General features: G+C 34.9%; 16 protein-coding genes. 10 read left to right on the top strand and 6 right to left on the bottom strand.

Going from position 1 to position 18676, the window contains the following annotated elements:
* The first annotated feature begins 10 nt into the window (after positions 1 to 10).
* From nuoD to J2Y60_RS06910, 8 genes are all read left to right on the top strand, one after another.
* On the top strand, positions 11 to 1246 hold the full coding sequence (nuoD, locus tag J2Y60_RS06945) for an NADH dehydrogenase (quinone) subunit D (protein ID WP_309915282.1): 1236 nt from the start codon (positions 11 to 13) through the stop codon (positions 1244 to 1246).
* 24 nt (positions 1247 to 1270) lie between these two features.
* Positions 1271 to 1765, top strand: coding sequence for an NAD(P)H-dependent oxidoreductase subunit E (locus J2Y60_RS06940; protein ID WP_309915279.1), 495 nt, complete (start codon positions 1271 to 1273; stop codon positions 1763 to 1765).
* Positions 1766 to 1919: 154 nt separating this feature from the next.
* Positions 1920 to 3260, top strand: coding sequence for an NADH-quinone oxidoreductase subunit NuoF (nuoF, locus tag J2Y60_RS06935; RefSeq protein WP_309915276.1), 1341 nt, complete (start codon positions 1920 to 1922; stop codon positions 3258 to 3260).
* Positions 3261 to 3270: 10 nt separating this feature from the next.
* Positions 3271 to 4461, top strand: coding sequence for a glycosyltransferase family 4 protein (locus J2Y60_RS06930; RefSeq protein ID WP_309915273.1), 1191 nt, complete (start codon positions 3271 to 3273; stop codon positions 4459 to 4461).
* Between the two features lie 95 nt (positions 4462 to 4556).
* Complete coding sequence (locus tag J2Y60_RS06925; RefSeq protein ID WP_309915270.1) at positions 4557 to 5573, top strand: 2Fe-2S iron-sulfur cluster-binding protein; 1017 nt, start codon at positions 4557 to 4559, stop codon at positions 5571 to 5573.
* Positions 5574 to 5611: 38 nt separating this feature from the next.
* Positions 5612 to 6805, top strand: coding sequence for an NADH-quinone oxidoreductase subunit NuoH (nuoH, locus tag J2Y60_RS06920; protein WP_309915267.1), 1194 nt, complete (start codon positions 5612 to 5614; stop codon positions 6803 to 6805).
* A gap of 66 nt (positions 6806 to 6871) precedes the next feature.
* A complete protein-coding gene (locus J2Y60_RS06915) occupies positions 6872 to 7390 on the top strand; it encodes an NADH-quinone oxidoreductase subunit I (RefSeq protein ID WP_309915264.1) in 519 nt (172 codons plus the stop codon).
* Positions 7391 to 7441: 51 nt separating this feature from the next.
* The gene (locus J2Y60_RS06910) at positions 7442 to 7951 is read left to right on the top strand and encodes an NADH-quinone oxidoreductase subunit J (RefSeq protein WP_309915261.1); all 510 of its coding nucleotides are present in this window, start codon (positions 7442 to 7444) and stop codon (positions 7949 to 7951) included.
* A gap of 138 nt (positions 7952 to 8089) precedes the next feature.
* Here J2Y60_RS06910 and pyk read toward each other — a convergent pair whose 3' ends face one another.
* Both pyk and J2Y60_RS06900 read right to left on the bottom strand, forming a co-directional pair.
* Positions 8090 to 9565 (bottom strand): pyruvate kinase, encoded by a 1476-nt coding sequence (gene pyk, locus J2Y60_RS06905; protein ID WP_309915258.1) that lies wholly within the window; start codon positions 9563 to 9565, stop codon positions 8090 to 8092.
* A gap of 286 nt (positions 9566 to 9851) precedes the next feature.
* Entirely contained in the window at positions 9852 to 10358 is a 507-nt protein-coding gene (locus J2Y60_RS06900; protein WP_309915255.1) for a PAS domain-containing protein, read from the bottom strand.
* 112 nt (positions 10359 to 10470) lie between these two features.
* Between J2Y60_RS06900 and murC the strand changes: the two genes are divergently transcribed.
* Positions 10471 to 11844: a UDP-N-acetylmuramate--L-alanine ligase gene (gene murC, locus J2Y60_RS06895; RefSeq protein ID WP_309915252.1), complete on the top strand. Its 1374-nt coding sequence runs from the start codon at positions 10471 to 10473 to the stop codon at positions 11842 to 11844.
* Positions 11845 to 11913: 69 nt separating this feature from the next.
* On the opposite strand, the gene J2Y60_RS06890 is transcribed toward murC, so the two are convergent.
* A complete protein-coding gene (locus J2Y60_RS06890) occupies positions 11914 to 13704 on the bottom strand; it encodes a hypothetical protein (RefSeq protein WP_309915250.1) in 1791 nt (596 codons plus the stop codon).
* Positions 13705 to 14060: 356 nt separating this feature from the next.
* Between J2Y60_RS06890 and J2Y60_RS06885 the strand changes: the two genes are divergently transcribed.
* Complete coding sequence (locus tag J2Y60_RS06885; protein ID WP_309915247.1) at positions 14061 to 16409, top strand: prolyl oligopeptidase family serine peptidase; 2349 nt, start codon at positions 14061 to 14063, stop codon at positions 16407 to 16409.
* 111 nt (positions 16410 to 16520) lie between these two features.
* Here the strand turns inward: J2Y60_RS06885 and J2Y60_RS06880 are convergent, their stop codons facing one another.
* The 3 genes from J2Y60_RS06880 to gmk form a co-directional block, all read right to left on the bottom strand.
* Positions 16521 to 17330 (bottom strand): SDR family NAD(P)-dependent oxidoreductase, encoded by an 810-nt coding sequence (locus tag J2Y60_RS06880; protein WP_309915244.1) that lies wholly within the window; start codon positions 17328 to 17330, stop codon positions 16521 to 16523.
* Complete coding sequence (nadD, locus tag J2Y60_RS06875; protein ID WP_309915241.1) at positions 17327 to 17899, bottom strand: nicotinate (nicotinamide) nucleotide adenylyltransferase; 573 nt, start codon at positions 17897 to 17899, stop codon at positions 17327 to 17329. Before nadD ends, J2Y60_RS06880 begins: the two co-directional genes overlap by 4 nt.
* Positions 17900 to 18001: 102 nt before the next feature.
* The gene (gene gmk, locus J2Y60_RS06870; RefSeq protein WP_309915237.1) at positions 18002 to 18571 is read right to left on the bottom strand and encodes a guanylate kinase; all 570 of its coding nucleotides are present in this window, start codon (positions 18569 to 18571) and stop codon (positions 18002 to 18004) included.
* Between the last annotated feature and the right edge of the window lie 105 nt (positions 18572 to 18676).

Raw genomic sequence — 18676 nt, 5'->3', positions numbered from 1 at the left:
TTATAAAAATATGTCTGAAATCGCATTAGTATCAAGCCCTTTCGTAGGCTTAGAGAAAGCACAAATAGATAAAAAGTATGTCAATGAGTTGACTACCCTAAACTTAGGGCCAACTCACCCTGCCACGCATGGTATCTTCCAAAACATCTTGACGATGGACGGAGAAACCATTGTTGATGCAGAACAGACAGTAGGGTATATTCACCGTGCATTCGAGAAAATTGCTGAACGTCGTCCTCTTTATCAAATCACAACGCTTACAGACCGTATGAACTACTGTTCATCGCCAATCAATAATATGGGTTGGCACATGACGGTAGAAAAACTGTTGGGTGTTGAAGTACCAAAAAGAGCACAATATATCCGTGTAATCATGATGGAGTTAGCCCGTGTTGCTGACCACATCATTTGTAATTCTATTCTTGCTGTTGATACAGGTGCTTTAACAGGCTTCTTGTATGTAATGCAGTGGAGAGAGCACATTTACGAAATCTACGAAGAAATGTGTGGCGCTCGCCTAACGACCAATATGGGTCGTTGTGGAGGGATGGAAAGAGACCTTTCTAAAGAAGCTATCCGTAAAATTCAAGTACTTCTTGATGATTTTCCTCCTGTACTTCGTGAATTTGAAAGCCTAGTAAAACGAAACCGTATCTTTATGGATAGAACCATAGATGTAGGGGCTATTTCGGCTGAACGTGCTTTAAATTATGGATTTACTGGTCCGAACCTACGTGCTGCGGGTGTTGATTATGACGTTCGTGCCATGAATCCATATTCGTCGTATGAAGATTTTGACTTTGAAGTTCCAGTAGGAACCAAAGGAGATACTTATGACCGTTTCTTGGTTCGTGGTGAAGAAATGTGGCAGAGTTTAAGAATCATTAAACAAGCCTTAGATAATTTGCCTGAAGGCCCATTCCACGCAGATGCTCCGCATTATTATTTACCTGAGAAAAAAGAGGTTTATAACAATATGGAAGCTTTGATTTACCATTTCAAAATTGTGATGGGCGAAATTGATGCTCCTGTCGGAGAAGTATATCATTCTGTAGAAGGTGGTAACGGCGAACTTGGTTTTTATTTAGTCTCAGATGGTGGCCGTGCACCATATCGTTTGAAATTCCGTCGCCCTTGCTATATTTATTATCAAGCATTTCCTGAAATGATTAAAGGTTCAACACTTTCTGATGCCATCGTTACGATGTCGTCAATGAATGTGATTGCAGGGGAATTAGACGCGTAATTTTTGCTTAATTCAGAATAAAACATGACAAATACACAAACCATACAGTTTCCAGCTGATACGTTGGAGTTAGTTCATAAAATCATTAAACGTTACCCAGAAGGTAAGCAAAAATCAGCTTTACTTCCAATTTTACATTTGGCTCAAGCAGAGTGGAGATGGTGTAGTTCAGAAGTAATGGATTATGTGGCTAATTTGCTAAAAATAAAGCCTGTTGAAGTTTATGAGGTGGCTTCATTTTATACAATGTTTCACCTTGAACCAGTGGGTGAACATGTAATAGAGTATTGTCGTACGGGGCCTTGTTGTTTAATGGGCGGCGTTGAAGTATATGACCACTTAAAGAAAAAACTAGGAATTGAAACTGGTGAAACTACGCCAGATGGCAAGTTTACCATCAAAGAAGTAGAATGCTTGGCAGCCTGTGGTTGGGGACCTGTGTTTCAAATTCGAGAAAAATATTATATGAATTTGACCAACGAGAAGGTTGATGAAATCATTGATGAGTTGTCAAAATAGTAATGATGCAAAGTAATAGTTGTGAGTGATGAGTTGTGAGTTTTAACATCTCTTTAATTCACATAAGCTACTTAAACCTACTTTTAAAAGTAATTTATTGATATACTTTATCTGAATTCGATGCGAAGTATCGCTAATCAAATTTAATAGAAAAATGAAAATATTAACTGAACATATTGACGTACAAGGCATTGACACTATTGATGTTTTTCGTAAAAATGGTGGATATAGAGCAGTAGAGAAAGCTTTGAAAACGATGACTCCTGATGAGGTTACTGAAGAAGTAAAAAAATCTGGTATTCGTGGACGTGGTGGTGCTGGTTTTCCGATGGGTATGAAATGGTCATTTTTGGCTAAGCCAGAAGGTATTCCTCGTTATTTAGTTTGTAATGCGGATGAATCAGAACCCGGTACTTTCAAAGACCACTATTTGATGATGAAGTCGCCTCATACTTTAATTGAGGGAATGATTGTATCGTCGTATGCTTTAGGTGCTAATACTTCTTATATTTATGTAAGAGGAGAATTAATGTATGTTGTCAATATCCTTGAAAAAGCCATTCAAGAGGCTTATGACAAAGGATTGTTAGGTAAAAACATTTTGGGTTCTGGATATGACCTTGACCTTTTTGTTCAGCCTGGTGGGGGTGCATACATCTGTGGAGAAGAAACTGCCTTGTTGGAATCTTTGGAAGGTAAACGTGGAAATCCTCGTAATAAGCCTCCATTTCCAGCGGTAAAAGGTTTGTGGCAATGTCCTACTGTGGTTAACAATGTGGAATCTATTTCTGCTACTTCTTGGATTATTAACAATGGTGGCGATGAGTACGCTAAAATTGGTATCGGTAGAAGTACGGGAACCAAATTAATATCAGCCTCTGGTCATGTTCGTAAGCCAGGTGTGTACGAAATTCCATTGGGTATTACTGTTGAAGATTTTATCTATGCAGACGAATGGTGCGGAGGTATTAGAGACGGACATAAATTAAAGGCTGTCGTAGCGGGTGGTTCTTCAGTACCTATTCTTCCAGCCGAGTTGATTCTTAAAACTGTAAATGGTGAAAATCGTTTGATGACTTATGAATCGCTTTCTGATGGAGGTTTTGTTACAGGTACTATGCTTGGCTCTGGTGGTTTTGTTGTAATGGACGAAACTACTTGCATTGTTCACAATACACTTACTTTTGGTCGTTTTTATCACCATGAATCATGCGGACAATGTTCGCCATGTCGTGAAGGAACGGGCTGGATGGACAAAGTCCTTTATAGAATAGAACACGGAAAGGGCCGTCAGGAAGATGTTGATTTATTAGTTGATGTAGCTAAGAAAATTGAAGGTAATACGATTTGCCCATTAGGTGAAGCTGCCGCTTGGCCAGTAGCTGCTGCTATTCGTCATTTCCGTGATGAGTTTGAATGGCACATTAAATTCCCTGAAAAAGCCACACAAAAAGGAGCCGTATTTATGCGTGAAGGGGCAAGTTGGAGTTTATAATTTAAAAGATATGCAAAAAAAGATATTATTTATTGGTCACGACGCCAATGTTGCGGGTGCACAATATGTACTACTTGATTTACTTAAATCTTTAAAAAATCAAGGGTTAGAAATATATCTTTTATTAGCAAAAGGCGGGACTTTATTGGCTGAATTTAATAAAGTAGCTAATGTGATTCTTTGGGAATACAATGAAGAATCCTCAAAAAGAAATCCTTATTCAAGAATTATTTACGATAAAGTTTTTAAATTAAACAAAATTCGTAAACTGAACTTTTATCAGGAAAAATATAAAGAGTTAGCCGAGCTAAAGTTTGATTTGATTTTTTCGAATACCATTGCCAATGGTGGCTTATTGCGAAGTCTAGAGTTTTTGAAATGTCCCTTTGTAGTATATGTACATGAACTTGAAAATTCTATACAGAAATATACGTTACCTGAGGATTTGGAATATCAAGTACAAAACTGTACTCATTTTTTAGCCGCCTCAAAAGAGATTAAAAGTAATCTGTTTAAAAACCATCAAATTGCTGAAGATAGAGTAACGGTTGTGAATCCATTTATCTCAGTAAATGGTATCCTCAATAAGTTGCATTACGCGAACAGAACAGGTATCAGAAAACGCCTGAATATTCCTAATGATGCTTTAGTGATTGGAGGATGCGGAAATTTTGAATGGAGAAAAGGCGTTGATACATTTTTGTCAGTAGCAAATGCTGTTTTTAGTGAAAAGAAAGATGTTCACTTTTTGTGGATAGGTATTCAAAAAAACTCTGTTGAACACCAAAACATTTTGTATGATTTGGAAAAAATGGGTATTGAAAATCACGTGCATGTCATTGCTCCTACCAGAGACAACATCGATTACATGGCTTGTTTTGATATATTCTTTCTTTCTTCAAGAGAAGACCCTCATCCATTAGTGATGATTGAGGCAAGCTTGAATAAAATTCCTGTCGTGTGTTTTGACAAAGCTGGGGGTGCTCCTGAATATGTGGATAAAGATGAAAGAGTAATCATTCCTTACGGAAGCATCGTTAGTGCTAAAAGTAAATTGATTACCTTGATTGAGAATAAATTACTCAGAGAAGAAATTGGGCAAAAGATGTATCAGAAAGCCTTAAATTATGATGCTTCTGTGATAGCTCCGCAGATATTACAAATTTTAGAAGAAATAAACGAGCATGAAAGTATTGCCTAATTGTTGAGATAAGGTACTCTTCAAATCGTTAATAATTAGGTTGCTCTTAGGAAAAACCGTGTTTTAATCGACAAAATTAAATATTAAGCTTTTATATGAAAGTTACAATAGATAACATCACCGTTGACGTAGCCCCAGGTACAACCATTATGCAGGCGGCTCGTCAAATTGGGCCCCATATAGCACCTCCTGCCATGTGTTATTACGAACCACTAAAGGCTTCGGGTGGTAAATGCCGTGGTTGTTTGGTTAAAGTAACAGCTGGTTCTGAAAAAGACCCACGTCCGATGCCGAAACTAGTACCTGCTTGTATTACGCAAATTCAAGAAGGTATGGTTGTAGAAAATACAATCAACGAGCAAGTATTAGAGGTAAGAAAAGGCATTGTTGAGTTTTTATTGTTAAATCACCCATTAGATTGCCCAATTTGTGACCAAGCTGGGGAATGTGATTTGCAAAACTTTACTTTTGAACACGGTGTATCTAAAACACGTACGGTAGAAGAAAGAAATACTTTTGACCCTGTAGATTTAGGGCCAAATATTAAACTAAACATGAATCGTTGTATTTTGTGTTACCGTTGTGTGTACACAGCTGACCAAATTACAGACGGACGTGTGCATGGCGTAATGAATCGTGGTGACCATGCTGAGATTAGTACTTACATTGAAAAAGCAATTGATAACGATTTTTCTGGAAACATCATCGATGTTTGTCCAGTAGGAGCTTTAACTGATAAAACGTATCGTTTCAAAAGCCGTGTGTGGTTCTCGAAACCAGTAGATGCAAGTTGCGATTGTGGAAAATGCTCAGGAAAAGTAACCCTTTGGTACAGAGGTGACGAGGTAATCAGGGTAACAGCACGCAAAAACGAATGGGGTGAGGTAAAAGAATTTATCTGTAATACATGCCGTTTTGAACGCAAAAATACATCTGATTGGACTATCGAAGGACCAACCCAAATAGCACACAACTCGGTGATTTCTGCGAACAAATATGGTGCGAACAAAATAACGCCAGCATTTCCATTGAAACAAGCAGCAGAACAGTATAAAAAGATTGACGATAATCGTGATCGTTCATTTTTAGCCCCACAAAAGCAATTAAATTAATTGATTGTAGATAGTTTACTATTTACACATTTAGATATATGGAAATTACATCAACATTATTTACGGCCAAAGCCATTTATGTAGGAATCATCTTCGCTATCACCCTTGGTGTAGCGGCCTATTCTACTTACTTTGAGCGTATCATTGCTGCTTTTATGCAAGACCGCGTAGGACCAGACAGAGCAGGTCCATTTGGGATTTTACAGCCTCTTGCTGATGCTGTAAAAATGTTCATGAAAGAAGATTTTATTCCTGCACAATCTAACAAATGGCTCTTTATTGCTGGCCCATGTATCTCAATGCTTACGGCATTGATGACTTCAGCCGTAGTACCATTTGGAGATAAATTAGACTTAGGAGATGGTATCATCTTAGACCTACAGGGAATTGATGTTAACGTGGGTATTCTTTGGGTATTTGGTATTGTTTCTTTAGGTGTTTATGGCGTTTTAATTGGAGGATGGGCTTCAAACAACAAGTATTCATTGATTGGTGCTATCCGTGCGGCTTCACAAAACATTTCTTATGAATTGGCAATGGGGCTTTCTATCATTGCTATCTTGATGCTTTCTGGTTCTTTGTCTACAAAATCTATTGTAGAGACGCAGCAAAATGGACATTGGAATATCTTCTACCAACCACTTGGTTTTGTAATATTCATTATCTGTGCTTTTGCAGAATGTAACCGTACTCCTTTCGACTTACCTGAGTGTGAAACTGAATTGATTGGTGGATACCACACTGAATATTCATCAATGAAATTAGGCTTCTATTTATTCGCAGAATACATCAATATGTTTATTTCTGGTGCAGTAATGGCTACTTTATATTTTGGTGGTTATGATTATCCAGGGCATGACTTCGTAGCTTCTTTTGCCTCAGAAAAATTCGGTGCTACTGTTGGAGCAAACATCGCTACCTTAGTAGGTGTAGGTGCATTAATCGGAAAAGCATTATTATTTGTTTTTGTATTTATGTGGGTGCGTTGGACTTTACCTCGTTTCCGTTATGACCAATTAATGGGCTTAGGATGGACAGGTTTAATTCCATTATCTATGTTCAATGTTGTGTTGACAGGTGCATCGATGTTGTTTACTGTAAACGAAGGTGGTTCAAACTGGATGACAGTTGCCGCATCGTGGGCAGGTGTTATCATCATGTTGATTGTAACATTTACTTTCAGCGAAATGAAATACAAGAAAAAGAAATCAGCAAAATTAGCAACAGCTTAGTTTGATTAACACAAGCAGGCTTTCAAATAAAATTTAAAATCTTTCCTTTAAGGTTTGAAGACTATTATGAAATTATCAAATAAATCCAAAGTCTTAGAGCAAGAAGAAATGACTTTTGCAGAACGCATTTACCTCCCTGCTATCGTTGGAGGTATGGCAACAACGCTAAAGCACTTCTTTTCTAAAAAAGTAACCATTCGTTATCCAGAAGAGAAACGTTATTTAGGACCTGTCTTTCGTGGACATCATATCCTAAAACGTGACGAAGAAGGAGCTGAACGTTGTACTGCTTGTGGACTATGTGCAGTAGCTTGTCCAGCAGAGGCGATTTCGATGGTTGCTGCTGAACGTAAAAAAGGCGAAGAGAATTTGTATCGCGAGGAAAAATATGCAAGCGTGTATGAAATCAATATGCTTCGTTGTATTTTCTGTGGCTTATGCGAAGAAGCTTGTCCTAAACAAGCTATCTATCTACAACACGACAAAATGGTTCCTGTATTTGAAGACCGCTCTGAAGTGATTTTTGGAAAAGATAAATTGGTTGAAAAAATGGATAACCGCTATTTAAGAGAAGGTTGGAAATAACCATTTTGTAAATAAATTATTTGTAATATCTGATAACGATTCATTAAAAATATGAACTTTTGGTACTTTCTAACTGCTTTGACACTCCTAAGTGCTTCGATGGTGGTATTATCTAAAAACCCAATACATAGTGTATTGTATTTGGTTTTCACTTTCTTCTGTATTTCTGGCCATTATGTGTTATTGAATGCTCAGTTTTTGATGGCAGTTAATATTGTGGTGTATGCAGGAGCCATCATGGTTTTATTCCTTTTTGTAATTATGATGATGGATTTAAGTAAAAATGCTCCTGATTCAAAAAATACATTGACTAAACTAGCAGGAGCGATACTCGGCGGGACGATATTAGTTATCATCATTGCAGCATCCCGTAAAATGGATTTAAAGAACGCTGTAGGAGTAAAAGCATACGATGCTCAAACTGGAATGGTTGAGGGCTTAGGACAAATCTTATACCGTGATTATGTACTTCCTTTCGAATTGGTTTCAGTACTATTTTTTGTAGCGATGGTAGGTGCAGTAATGTTAGGAAAGAGAGAAGCTGGAGAGCGTAATTTCTAAGGAAATAGCATCCCATAAAAAAGCCTGATAAAATTGAATTTATCAGGCTTTTTTATTTGCCCAGTTTCGAAATCATAAGGCATGAAAAAGGGTTAAATCCTATGGATTTAACCCTTTTTCTATTGTCTGAACAATTGATTACTCAACAATTCCTAATTGAACGGTATTAGTCTTCAATTTTTTATCAGAAGGTATGCTTAATGTTGATACGAAAGTATCACCAACTGCTAACAAACCTTTTTCCTTCAAGAAGTCAGTCATTCCTTTTACAGTTGCTTCAACATCATTTCCTGTGGTTTCATAATAGAAAACATTTGCTCCCCATAATAACCCCATTTCTTGCTGAACAGCTTTATTAGCAGTGAAGATATATAAACCTGCTTTAGGACGATGAGCAGACAAACGGAAGGCTGTATAACCACTGTTTGTAATACATAAAATTGCTTTTGCTTCAGTATCACGTGCCAAACGGCATGCACCAGCAATCATACGGTCGTTTAAAGGGAATTCAATAGCACCTTTACTTAGTGAGTGGTTTTTGAAGTAAATTGAAGCCTCGTCACCTTTTACGATTTTAATCTCATTTTGCTGTTGTTCAACGACCTCTTGGATATGAGCCATCGTTTGAACAGCTTTCAAAGGATATGCTCCCGATGCAGATTCTCCACTCAACATGGTAGCAGAAGCTCCTTGCAATACAGCATTAGCCACATCTGAAGTTTCAGCACGAGTAGGCACTGGATTAGAAATCATTGATTCTAACATTTGAGTAGCAACGATAACTGGTTTTCCAGCCAAAGTACACTTCTCAACCATCAATTTTTGTAAATGTGGTACTCTAGCACCATCAATCTCAACGCCTAAGTCACCACGAGCAACCATGATAGCATCAGTAGCTTCGATGATTTCATCTAAATTATCAATCGCAAATGGAGTTTCGATTTTAGCAATAACCTTTGTATTCTTTTTACCATAAGCCTTAATTCTATCTTTGATATCATGAATATCAGCAGCAGTACGAACAAATGAAAGAGCTATCCAATCTACGCCATTATCTAAGCCAAAATATAAATCTTTAAGATCTTTTTCAGTTAAACATGGTAAAGAAACCTTAGTACCAGGTAGGTTAATACCTTTTTTAGATTTTAATACGCCACCGTAAATAACTTCTGTAATTACTTCTTTCTTTACTTTATCAATTTCTAAAACCTTAACTTCTAAATTTCCATCATCCATCAAAATTCTTTCTCCAACGTTTACATCTAAATACATAGAAGTATAAGTTGTACCAACACGCTCAGAAGTTCCCATTAAATTTTCATCCATTACGAATGTCAATTTATTACCCTCCTTAATAGTTACACCATTGTTTTCAACAAGTTGTGTACGAATTTTAGGACCTTGTAAATCCTGAAGCACTGCAAGATTTATATCTAATTCATCAGCTATTTCTCTGATTGTGTTTAGTCTTTGTAAATGATCTTCGTGTGAGCCGTGCGAAAAATTTAGTCGGAAAATATTTACACCTGCTTTAGCAAACTTAACCAGCATTTCTTTTGAATCAGACGCCGGACCTACTGTTGCTACGATTTTAGTTTTTCTTTGATAAGACATATTTCTGTTAATTATTCAATCTTGATAGTTCAATTAGATAATATACTGCGAAATTACATTTTACTATTTATACTTTGAATTAATTTTATGTGTTTTCTTCGAGAAGTTTAATTTTTATTTTACAAATATAATTTTATCAAGAAAATAAGTAACCAAATCTACAGTATATATTTCAAGAAATATCAATAATAATATTTTGTCTTCATCTATTTTTTCAAATGATTATTCTTTCAATAAAAAATCCCACAAAACAATTGCTTCATGGGATTAGTCATCATCATTTATACTAAACTAGTTCATGTTCTAAGGCTATAAAATTACTTAATACTTTATCTTGGTTAAACACGGGTAAAATATCAACCCTACATACATAAGCCCCTCCATCTTTTCGGTAATTGATTACTTGTCCAGAAAATGGAGCTCTGAGATTTAGCCGTTCTCTAATCAGTTGCCTTGTAACTAAAGATGTTTCTTTACCTTGAAGAAAATTCGGAGATTTACCAACTGCTTCATTAAAGCCATAGCCAGTCATTCTAGTAAACCCTTTATTTACCCATTGAATTTTTTCATTTGGACAAGTTATGACAACAGTATTTTCCCGAAGTTTTATAAAGTCAAGAACCATATTTAAATCAAAATCCCAAGCTTTATTTTTAGCATACTCTTTCAAAAAATCATATTCGCTAGTACCATTACCAACAATACTCATAAATTCAAAGGCATGCAATAGTGGACTTACCACACGAACTCCCTTAAAAGTATCACAATGGACATTGGTAGAAAGATTTGTCATTTTACAAAAAATTAATATTACACTTATTGATGATAGTAAGACTTTGTAAAATCATTTTGTTTTAATTTTTTTAAAATATCTTTGTTCTAATGAAATTTAACCCTTGATAAAAGTGAATCTTAAAGTCCTAAAACACATTTATTTTCTTGGCATAGGAGGCATCGGTATGTCGGCAATTGCACGTTGGTTTATTGCCAATGGATATTCGTTAGCAGGCTATGACAAAACCGCTACCCCCTTGACCAATGCTTTACAAGCCGAAGGAATCCCTGTTCATTTCTCTGATGACATCAATTTGATTCCTGCTGAGTTTTTAGCGAATAAAGAAGAAACTTTAATCGTCTATACACCCGCTATTCCTAAGGATAACCTTGAGTTTAATTATTTAAAAGATAATGGTTTTACATTAATGAAGCGTTCGCAAGTATTGGGGTTATTAACCAAAAGCTTCTATACCATTGCAGTTTCTGGTACACATGGCAAAACCACTACTTCATCGATGGTATCGCATATTCTAAAACAGGCTGGTAAAAACGTTACCGCTTTTTTAGGCGGAATCACACAGAATTATGGTACCAATTTTTTAATCAATGAATCTCCTGATAATGTAATTTGTGTGGTAGAAGCTGATGAGTTCGACCGTTCGTTTCTTACACTATATCCAAATCTAACTATCGTTACCTCAACAGACGCCGACCATTTAGATATTTATGGTGACCACAGTCAGCTGTTAGAGTCTTTCCAATTATTCGTTTCTCAGTTGAAAGATGGTGGGAAACTATATCAACGCAAAGGATTAAATTTAGCAGGTTTTACCAAAAATGAATCGGCAGAATATTCCTTGAATGAAGGTGATTTTTATGCACAAAACCTTAGGATTGAAAATGCAGAAATGATATTTGACATTATCTATCCAAATGGAATTATTAAAGATTGTACTTTGCTGACGCCTGGTTTTCATAACGTAGAAAATGCTTTGGCGGCTACGGCCGTAGCTTTAGAAGCAGGATTGACGGCTGAACAAATCAAACAGGGTATTTGTAGTTTTGGTGGTGTAAAACGCCGTTTTGAATATCATATCCGTTCAGAGAAAATTGTTTATATCGATGATTACGCCCATCATCCTACCGAAATACAGGCTTTTCTATCTTCTGTAAAGGCTTTGTATCCAAAGCGTAAATTAACGGTAGTATTTCAGCCACATTTGTTTACCCGTACCCGTGACTTCCAAGAAGGCTTTGCAGAAAGCCTGAGCCTGGCTGACGATTTAATTTTATTGGATATTTACCCAGCGAGGGAATTACCTATCGAAGGTGTTACCTCTGAAATTATTTTCGACAAGGTAACATCGCCTATCAAAACACTTTGTAGCAAAGAAGAAGTATTAGACTTATTAGAGGCCAAACAACCTGAGCTAATAGTAACCGTTGGCGCTGGTGATATTGATACGTTGATTCCTAAGATTAAGGAATGGGGATTGGTTTAGATTGATTGGTTTTAGATTTAAAAGGCTAAGATTATACAACTTTTAAATCTAAAACCAAAGTACACATTATTATTTCAATTTAGAATTTGGTAATTTAAATTCAACTTTATATCCAAATTGAAGTTGGACAAAATTTCTTTCGTTTTCATTTGTATTAGAAAGATATTTTGCCCTTAGAAAAATTTTATCTTTGCTGTTAGCAATAGGAAAATAAAATAATTCGTATTCTGGAGCAAAAAACCATTGAAAACCACCGTTAACAAAGGATTGGTCTTTGTTATTCCAAATCTTTTGATAACGTACAGATCCGCCAATATTAAGTCCAAAGTTTCTATATTGTAAGATAGTAGCTTTAACTTCTGCTCCAAAATCTAACGTATTTCCTGTGCTTGTTTGAAATAAAGGAACGTTACTATTCAAGCTATCTTTTAGTTTTTCTCCTTGCAAATTAAACCAGCCAAAATTTGAAAATACGTTCAACTCATAACTATTATAAAATCTACCCATTTTTTTAAAAACATTGACTTTACCTCCGATTTCTAGGAATTTTCTTTGATTGACTGACATCCTATCTATACTAAATGTATCTTTCGTACTTAACGATTTGTTTAGCTTTGTAGGAATAATACTTTCATACCCGTTGTCAAATCTGCTATATTTTAAAGAAGGTTCAAAATAATTAAATAATAAAAAAACACTTTTAGGCAAGGGCATAGTGTTCAAAAATATTCTTGCAGAGGCTTCGGTTTGAACTAAACCATTGCTTCTATCTGATTTTAATAAGGATAGTAAATCACTATAAATATTCAAATTAATATATGAATTTAATGAAGTATTTACAGTTAGTTTTTTATTTGAGTGTTCTTTAGTTAATGTTATTTTTCCATCATTAGGAGCAAAGTTTATTTGTGTTTCAGCATCATAATCAAGTAAATCTAAAAGTTTAATCGTTTTTAAACTTTCGTTATCACTAATTAAATGATAATACTTATATCTATCTATAAATATCTTATGTCTAAAAGAAACACCAAATCTCTGTTTCCATCTTTTATATCCTTTATTCCAAAGATTACGATAAATATCTTTGGAATTTTCATCATAAGCTTTAATTTCTGTAGCAATTCCATTAGTAAAAAAAATGTCTACTTTGCTAATACTTGCTTTTAAGTTTGTGTCACCTTGTATTTTTTCTTCAATCATAGGATCTATTAACCCGTTACTATTTTTGAATTCTTCATACAGAGAATCCTTTTTTTCACTCGTATCTTTTTTATTCATATTCCAAGTATATACTTTAGGATGAAAATTCTTTATTCTTAATACACCTATTACTTCACTAGTATCTCTGTCATTGTTAACAATATTAGTAACTTTATTTATTGCTGTTGTGATTTCTTTTTTAAACTCTTCTAGTTGTAGCTCTTGATTTGTTTTATAATCTTTAATAATTACTAAGATTTCTTTTTTTTCAAATTTAAAAATACTACTATCAGGACTACTGAGGCTTATTGTCATTTGTTCATTCTCTTGATTCATATCAGATACTGTTTTTAGTTGAAAATAACGTATCTGACTTTGAGAAGAAGAAGGCGATGTATAAAAATCGATTGGGTCTTTATTTGGTAACAAATAATCTTTTGTTTCTGTAGCATCAGATTTTGTAACTTTAAATTCAATTTTGATTTTTTTCCCTTCTGGAATAATACCTAATAACTGAATAGCCACTAAACAAGAATCTCCCTCTTGAATAGAAATTGTATCCTTCTGAAAACCAACAGTAACTTTCTGTGCTTGACCAACTATTATTTGAGAATATAGTGTTAAAAAAAAACATAGTATTAATAATTTATATTTTTTCATGACTAAAAGTGTTTATATGTAAATGTATTTTCTTTATAAAATATATCTTTTTAATTATCAATGATTTATACTACTTAAATCTATAATACTTACACAAAACTTTAAAATTAAAACACAATTAATCATTGTTTTATTTATTATATGGTAAAACTCAATATATTTTATCAGGATATTTCAAATGTTATCTTTTCTTTCTATGCAAAGGGGTTATTATTGTTAAATGATTTATTAATAAATTAATCTTTATATGTTCAAAATCATTATCCTTATTTAGATTTGTGAATAAGATTTGTTAACTTTTAAATTCACTAAAAAAAGAAATGGATTGCTTGTGTTTCAAAACAAAACTCATCAACATGAAAAAAGTCTTTACCTTAATTATTACCACTTGTTTTTGTTTTACACTGTATGCTCAACAATTGAGTGTTGAACATATTATGCAAGACCCTAAATTTACCATTGGAGCTTTGCCTTCTGCTATCAATTGGTCGGAGGATAGTAGAATGGTTTATTTTAATTGGAATCCATTCAGAAATAAGGCGGATTCGTTATATGGGGCTTCTGTCACTGAAAAAAAACCATTTAAAATACCTCCTCAAACACGTAGAGCTTTACCTTCATTTTCGGGGGTATATAGTCGAGACTTTTCTAAAAAAATCTATACAAAAAATGGCGATTTGTTTTTGCTAGACTGCAAAACAATGGCCGTTCGCCAGATTACTAATACTGTTGAAACAGAAAGTAACCCTAATTTTAATGGCAAGGAAACCAAAATCATTTATACCAAAGCCAGCAACTTGTTTAGCTTTGATTTATCCACAGGTGAAACAGAACAACTAAGCAATTTTTTAACTGGAACTAAAAAAGCTGAAGCAAAGCTGAATGAACAAGAAAAATGGCAAAAAACAGATCAACTAAGTCTTTTTGAAATATTAAAAGAACGTGCTGATAAGAAAAAGCAGGGAGATATAATTGCTAAAGCTGATTTGCCTAAACGTGCCAAAGAGATTTATATTGATGATAAAAGAGTAGATATTCAGACTTTGAGTCCTGATGAAAATTATATTACCTATCGCTTAACTAAATCGGCGACGGGTGCTAAAAATGCCATTGTGCCAAGCTACGTAACAGAATCGGGCTTTACCGAAGATTTGCCTGCTAGAACAAAAGTAGGTGCGCCGATGCCAAGTTATGAGTTTTGGGTATATGACATCAAAAAGGATACTGCTTTACAGGTTTCTACGAAGGATATTGAAGGAATTTATGACCAACCTGATTATTTAAAAGATTATGCTAAAAAAGATACGACCAAAAATAAAAAGGTAGAACCTAGAAAGGTAATCTTTAGCGAAGTAATATGGTCAGCGGATGGTAAATATTGTGTCTTGGTTGTAAGAAGTCAGGATAACAAAGACCGTTGGATTTTGAAATTGGATGTTGCTACCCGAAAACTGAAGACTATCGACAGACAAAGAGACGAGGCTTGGATTGGCGGACCGGGGATTAATTTCGGAAATATTGGTTTTTTAGGGGATAATCAAACATTATACTATCAATCAGAAGAAGACGGTTATTCTCATATTTACACTGCCAACTTAGCAACTGGGGCTAAAAAACAATTAACAAAAGGTAAATTTGAAGTACAGAGCCTTCAACTATCAAAAGACAAACTATCTTTTTATTTTACTTCAAACGAGGTACATCCGGGAGAACAGCATTTTTATAAAATGGCTGTAACAGGTGGGGATAGAATACGTTTAACAAAAATGACAGGCTCGAATCAAGTGGTGCTTTCACCCGATGAAACCAAATTAGCCTATTTGAATTCTTATTCAAATCGTCCTTGGGAAGTGTATATTCAAGACAATATTGTAAATGCTCCCCCTACCCAGATTACTAAATCACAAAGTCAGCAGTTTAAAGAATACAAATGGCGTGAGCCTGAAATCATTACTTTTAGTGCAAAGGATGGTGCTGAGGTATATGCTCGTTTATATGAAGCCAAAGGAGAGAAAGGGAAAAAGCCAGCAGTAATCTTTGTACATGGTGCGGGGTATTTACAAAATGTACATAAATGGTGGAGCCAGTATTTCCGTGAATATATGTTCCATAATATGTTGGTCGATAACGGCTATACTGTCTTAGATATTGATTATCGTGGTTCATCAGGTTATGGTAGAGATTGGCGTACAGGTATTTATCGTTTTATGGGTGGTAAAGATTTGACTGATCAAGTAGATGGAGCAAAATGGCTGGTTGAAAACCAAGGGGTAGACCCTAAAAAAATCGGTATTTATGGTGGTTCGTATGGTGGTTTTATTACTTTGATGGCAATGTTTACTACGCCAGATGTATTTGCTGCGGGTGCTGCACTAAGACCTGTAACAGACTGGGCAGCCTATAATCACCCTTATACGGCAAACATTCTGAATGAACCACAGACTGACTCTATTGCATATCGCAAAAGCTCACCAATATATTATGCAGATGGATTGAAGGGAAATCTATTGATATGTCATGGTATGATAGATGTAAACGTGCATTATCAAGACGCTGTTCGTTTGGCTCAAAGGCTGATTGAATTGAAAAAAGATAATTGGGAATTGGCATCTTATCCGATGGAAGACCATGGTTTTGTAGAACCTACGTCATGGATAGATGAATACAAGCGTATTTTTAAACTGTTTGAAAGAACGCTTAAATAGTTTTTTAGTGATTGGTGAATAGTGATTAGAATATCCTTTTTTTTCAAAAAATAAAATTTGGAGATTTTTCGGGAGAAAAAAGCACAATTACTATTCACCAATTTCTAATCACTATTCACTAAGAAAATAAAGATATTCCAATGGATTAGCATATTTAAACTGATAGCCAGTTTGTTGTATGAGTTTCTGAGGACTGATAATTTTAAAGGGAATAGCCTCAGTAGCTTCTTCAAAAATAGGTTTTTCAAAACCATATTCTTCACAGTTCTTTAAAAAAACGGCTTCACGAACGGGATGTTCTGGCGAAACGGCATTAAAAGTCTCATTCCAAAAGCCCTTTTCAAGTATCATCGCAATTATACCTATTACATCGTCTTGGTGGATATAATTGACAGGAATTTGTCCCGTATTAATACGTTTACCAGCAAAATACTTTGCCCCTATTCTTTCCTGTCCCATCAACCCTCCACAACGCAAGATTGTTGTTGCTAAGTCCAATCCTTTTAACAGATTCTCTACCTTTATCAACGTAGAAGACGCTATTACTTCGTCGTCTTCGTAGATTACTCTATTCAAATCTGGATATACTGAAGTAGATGAAGTATAGAGAATAGATTGAATACTGGATAAAGAAAGAGAGGTAATTAATGATTGTATTTGTTGCACATGATAGTCTTCACCAAATTTGCCAGCACGAGGAGGAATGCAAATAATTAAGATATCTGAATTCAGAAACGCTGCAAGATTATCGCTTTCAATTTCGGGAGAGAATTTAAGCACAAAAGGACTAATACCCACAGCTTGCAATGATGGGAATTTAGCTTCAGAGGTAGTAGAACCTTTTACTTGATGTCCTTGTGCTACTAAATACTTGCCTAAAGGCAAGCCTAGCCAACCGCAACCTAAAATGCTAATTTTCATAAGTAAAACTTTTTCCTCAAAATAAACTCTTCTACTGCCTCAGGAATCATATAACTGATTGATTGCCCATTCTTTAAGCATTCTCGAATAAAGGTGGCAGAAATATCCAATAAAGGGGCTTTTACTAAACGAACGTTGGGATGTTTTTCTAAATCACTCAGTTCAGCATTGGGTCGGGGGTAAACATATAAACCGAAGTATTCTAAAATTTTGTCGTGGTTTTTCCAGTTTGGAAATTGAGCCAAATTGTCCCCTCCAATAATCAATTTGAATTCATGCTGTGGATACTTCTCTTGTAAACGGATTAGTGTATCAATCGTATAAGAAGGTTTGGGCATCGAAAATTCGATATTAGTTACTTTGAATCTAGGATTATCTGCGATGGCTTTTTCTACCATATCCAAACGATCAAATTCGTGTAATAACGATTTATTCTTTTTAAATGGATTCTGTGGTGACACTACAAACCAAACTTGTTCTAAGTCGGTAGTAGTTGCCATTACGTTGGCAACTATTAAATGCCCAATATGGATGGGATTGAAAGAACCAAAAAAGAGGCCTATTTTCATATAGTTCTGAGCTCTTAAGATTTGAGCAACAAGCTATGAACAATTATTATTGCTATTAACAAATGGATAAGCTCATAGCTCAATACTCACAGCTTTTAAAGCTTAGTTTATAAATTCATCAAATAGTTTTTGAGCTTTTCTAAATGCCTCTGTTAAATCATCGTTCAATAATACAATATCAAATTTATCTTGGAATGACATTTCAAAATTCATTTTGAATACTCTCTTAGAAATAGAGTCTTCCGAATCTGTACCACGTTCACGCAAGCGTTTTTCTAACTCTTGTACGCTTGGCACTTTTACAAAGATAGACAATGCACGTTCTTTGTAATATTCCTTTAATTTTACTCCTCCACGAACATCTACATCAAAAATCACATGTTTACCAGATGCCCATAAACGTTCAATTTCTGATTTCAACGTACCGTAATAAGCTCCAGGGTAAACTTCTTCCCATTCTACAAATTCATCATTATCAATCTTAGTTTTGAATTCTTCTGGCGTCATAAAATAATAATCTTTACCATTTTCTTCATTCCGTCCACGCTTGTCACGCGTGCAAGCAGAAATAGAAAATCCAAGATTAGCATTATTGGCAAGCAAGTGCTTAACAATAGTAGTTTTGCCCGAACCAGAAGGGGCAGAGAAGATAATAAGTTTTCCGTTTTCCAATTTTCAACAAGTAAAATACCCTAATTAATTAAAAGTAAAAGGCTATTAAGTATATCGTAAACAAAACGACCAACTTAATAACCTTTATTTTTTGAGCTTAAATAC

The organism is Arcicella sp. BE140, from assembly GCF_031456255.1.
GTDB classification, from domain to species: domain Bacteria; phylum Bacteroidota; class Bacteroidia; order Cytophagales; family Spirosomataceae; genus Arcicella; species Arcicella aquatica.
Note: the sequence above shows the minus strand (reverse complement) of the source record. Positions and strands in the feature narration are given on the sequence as shown.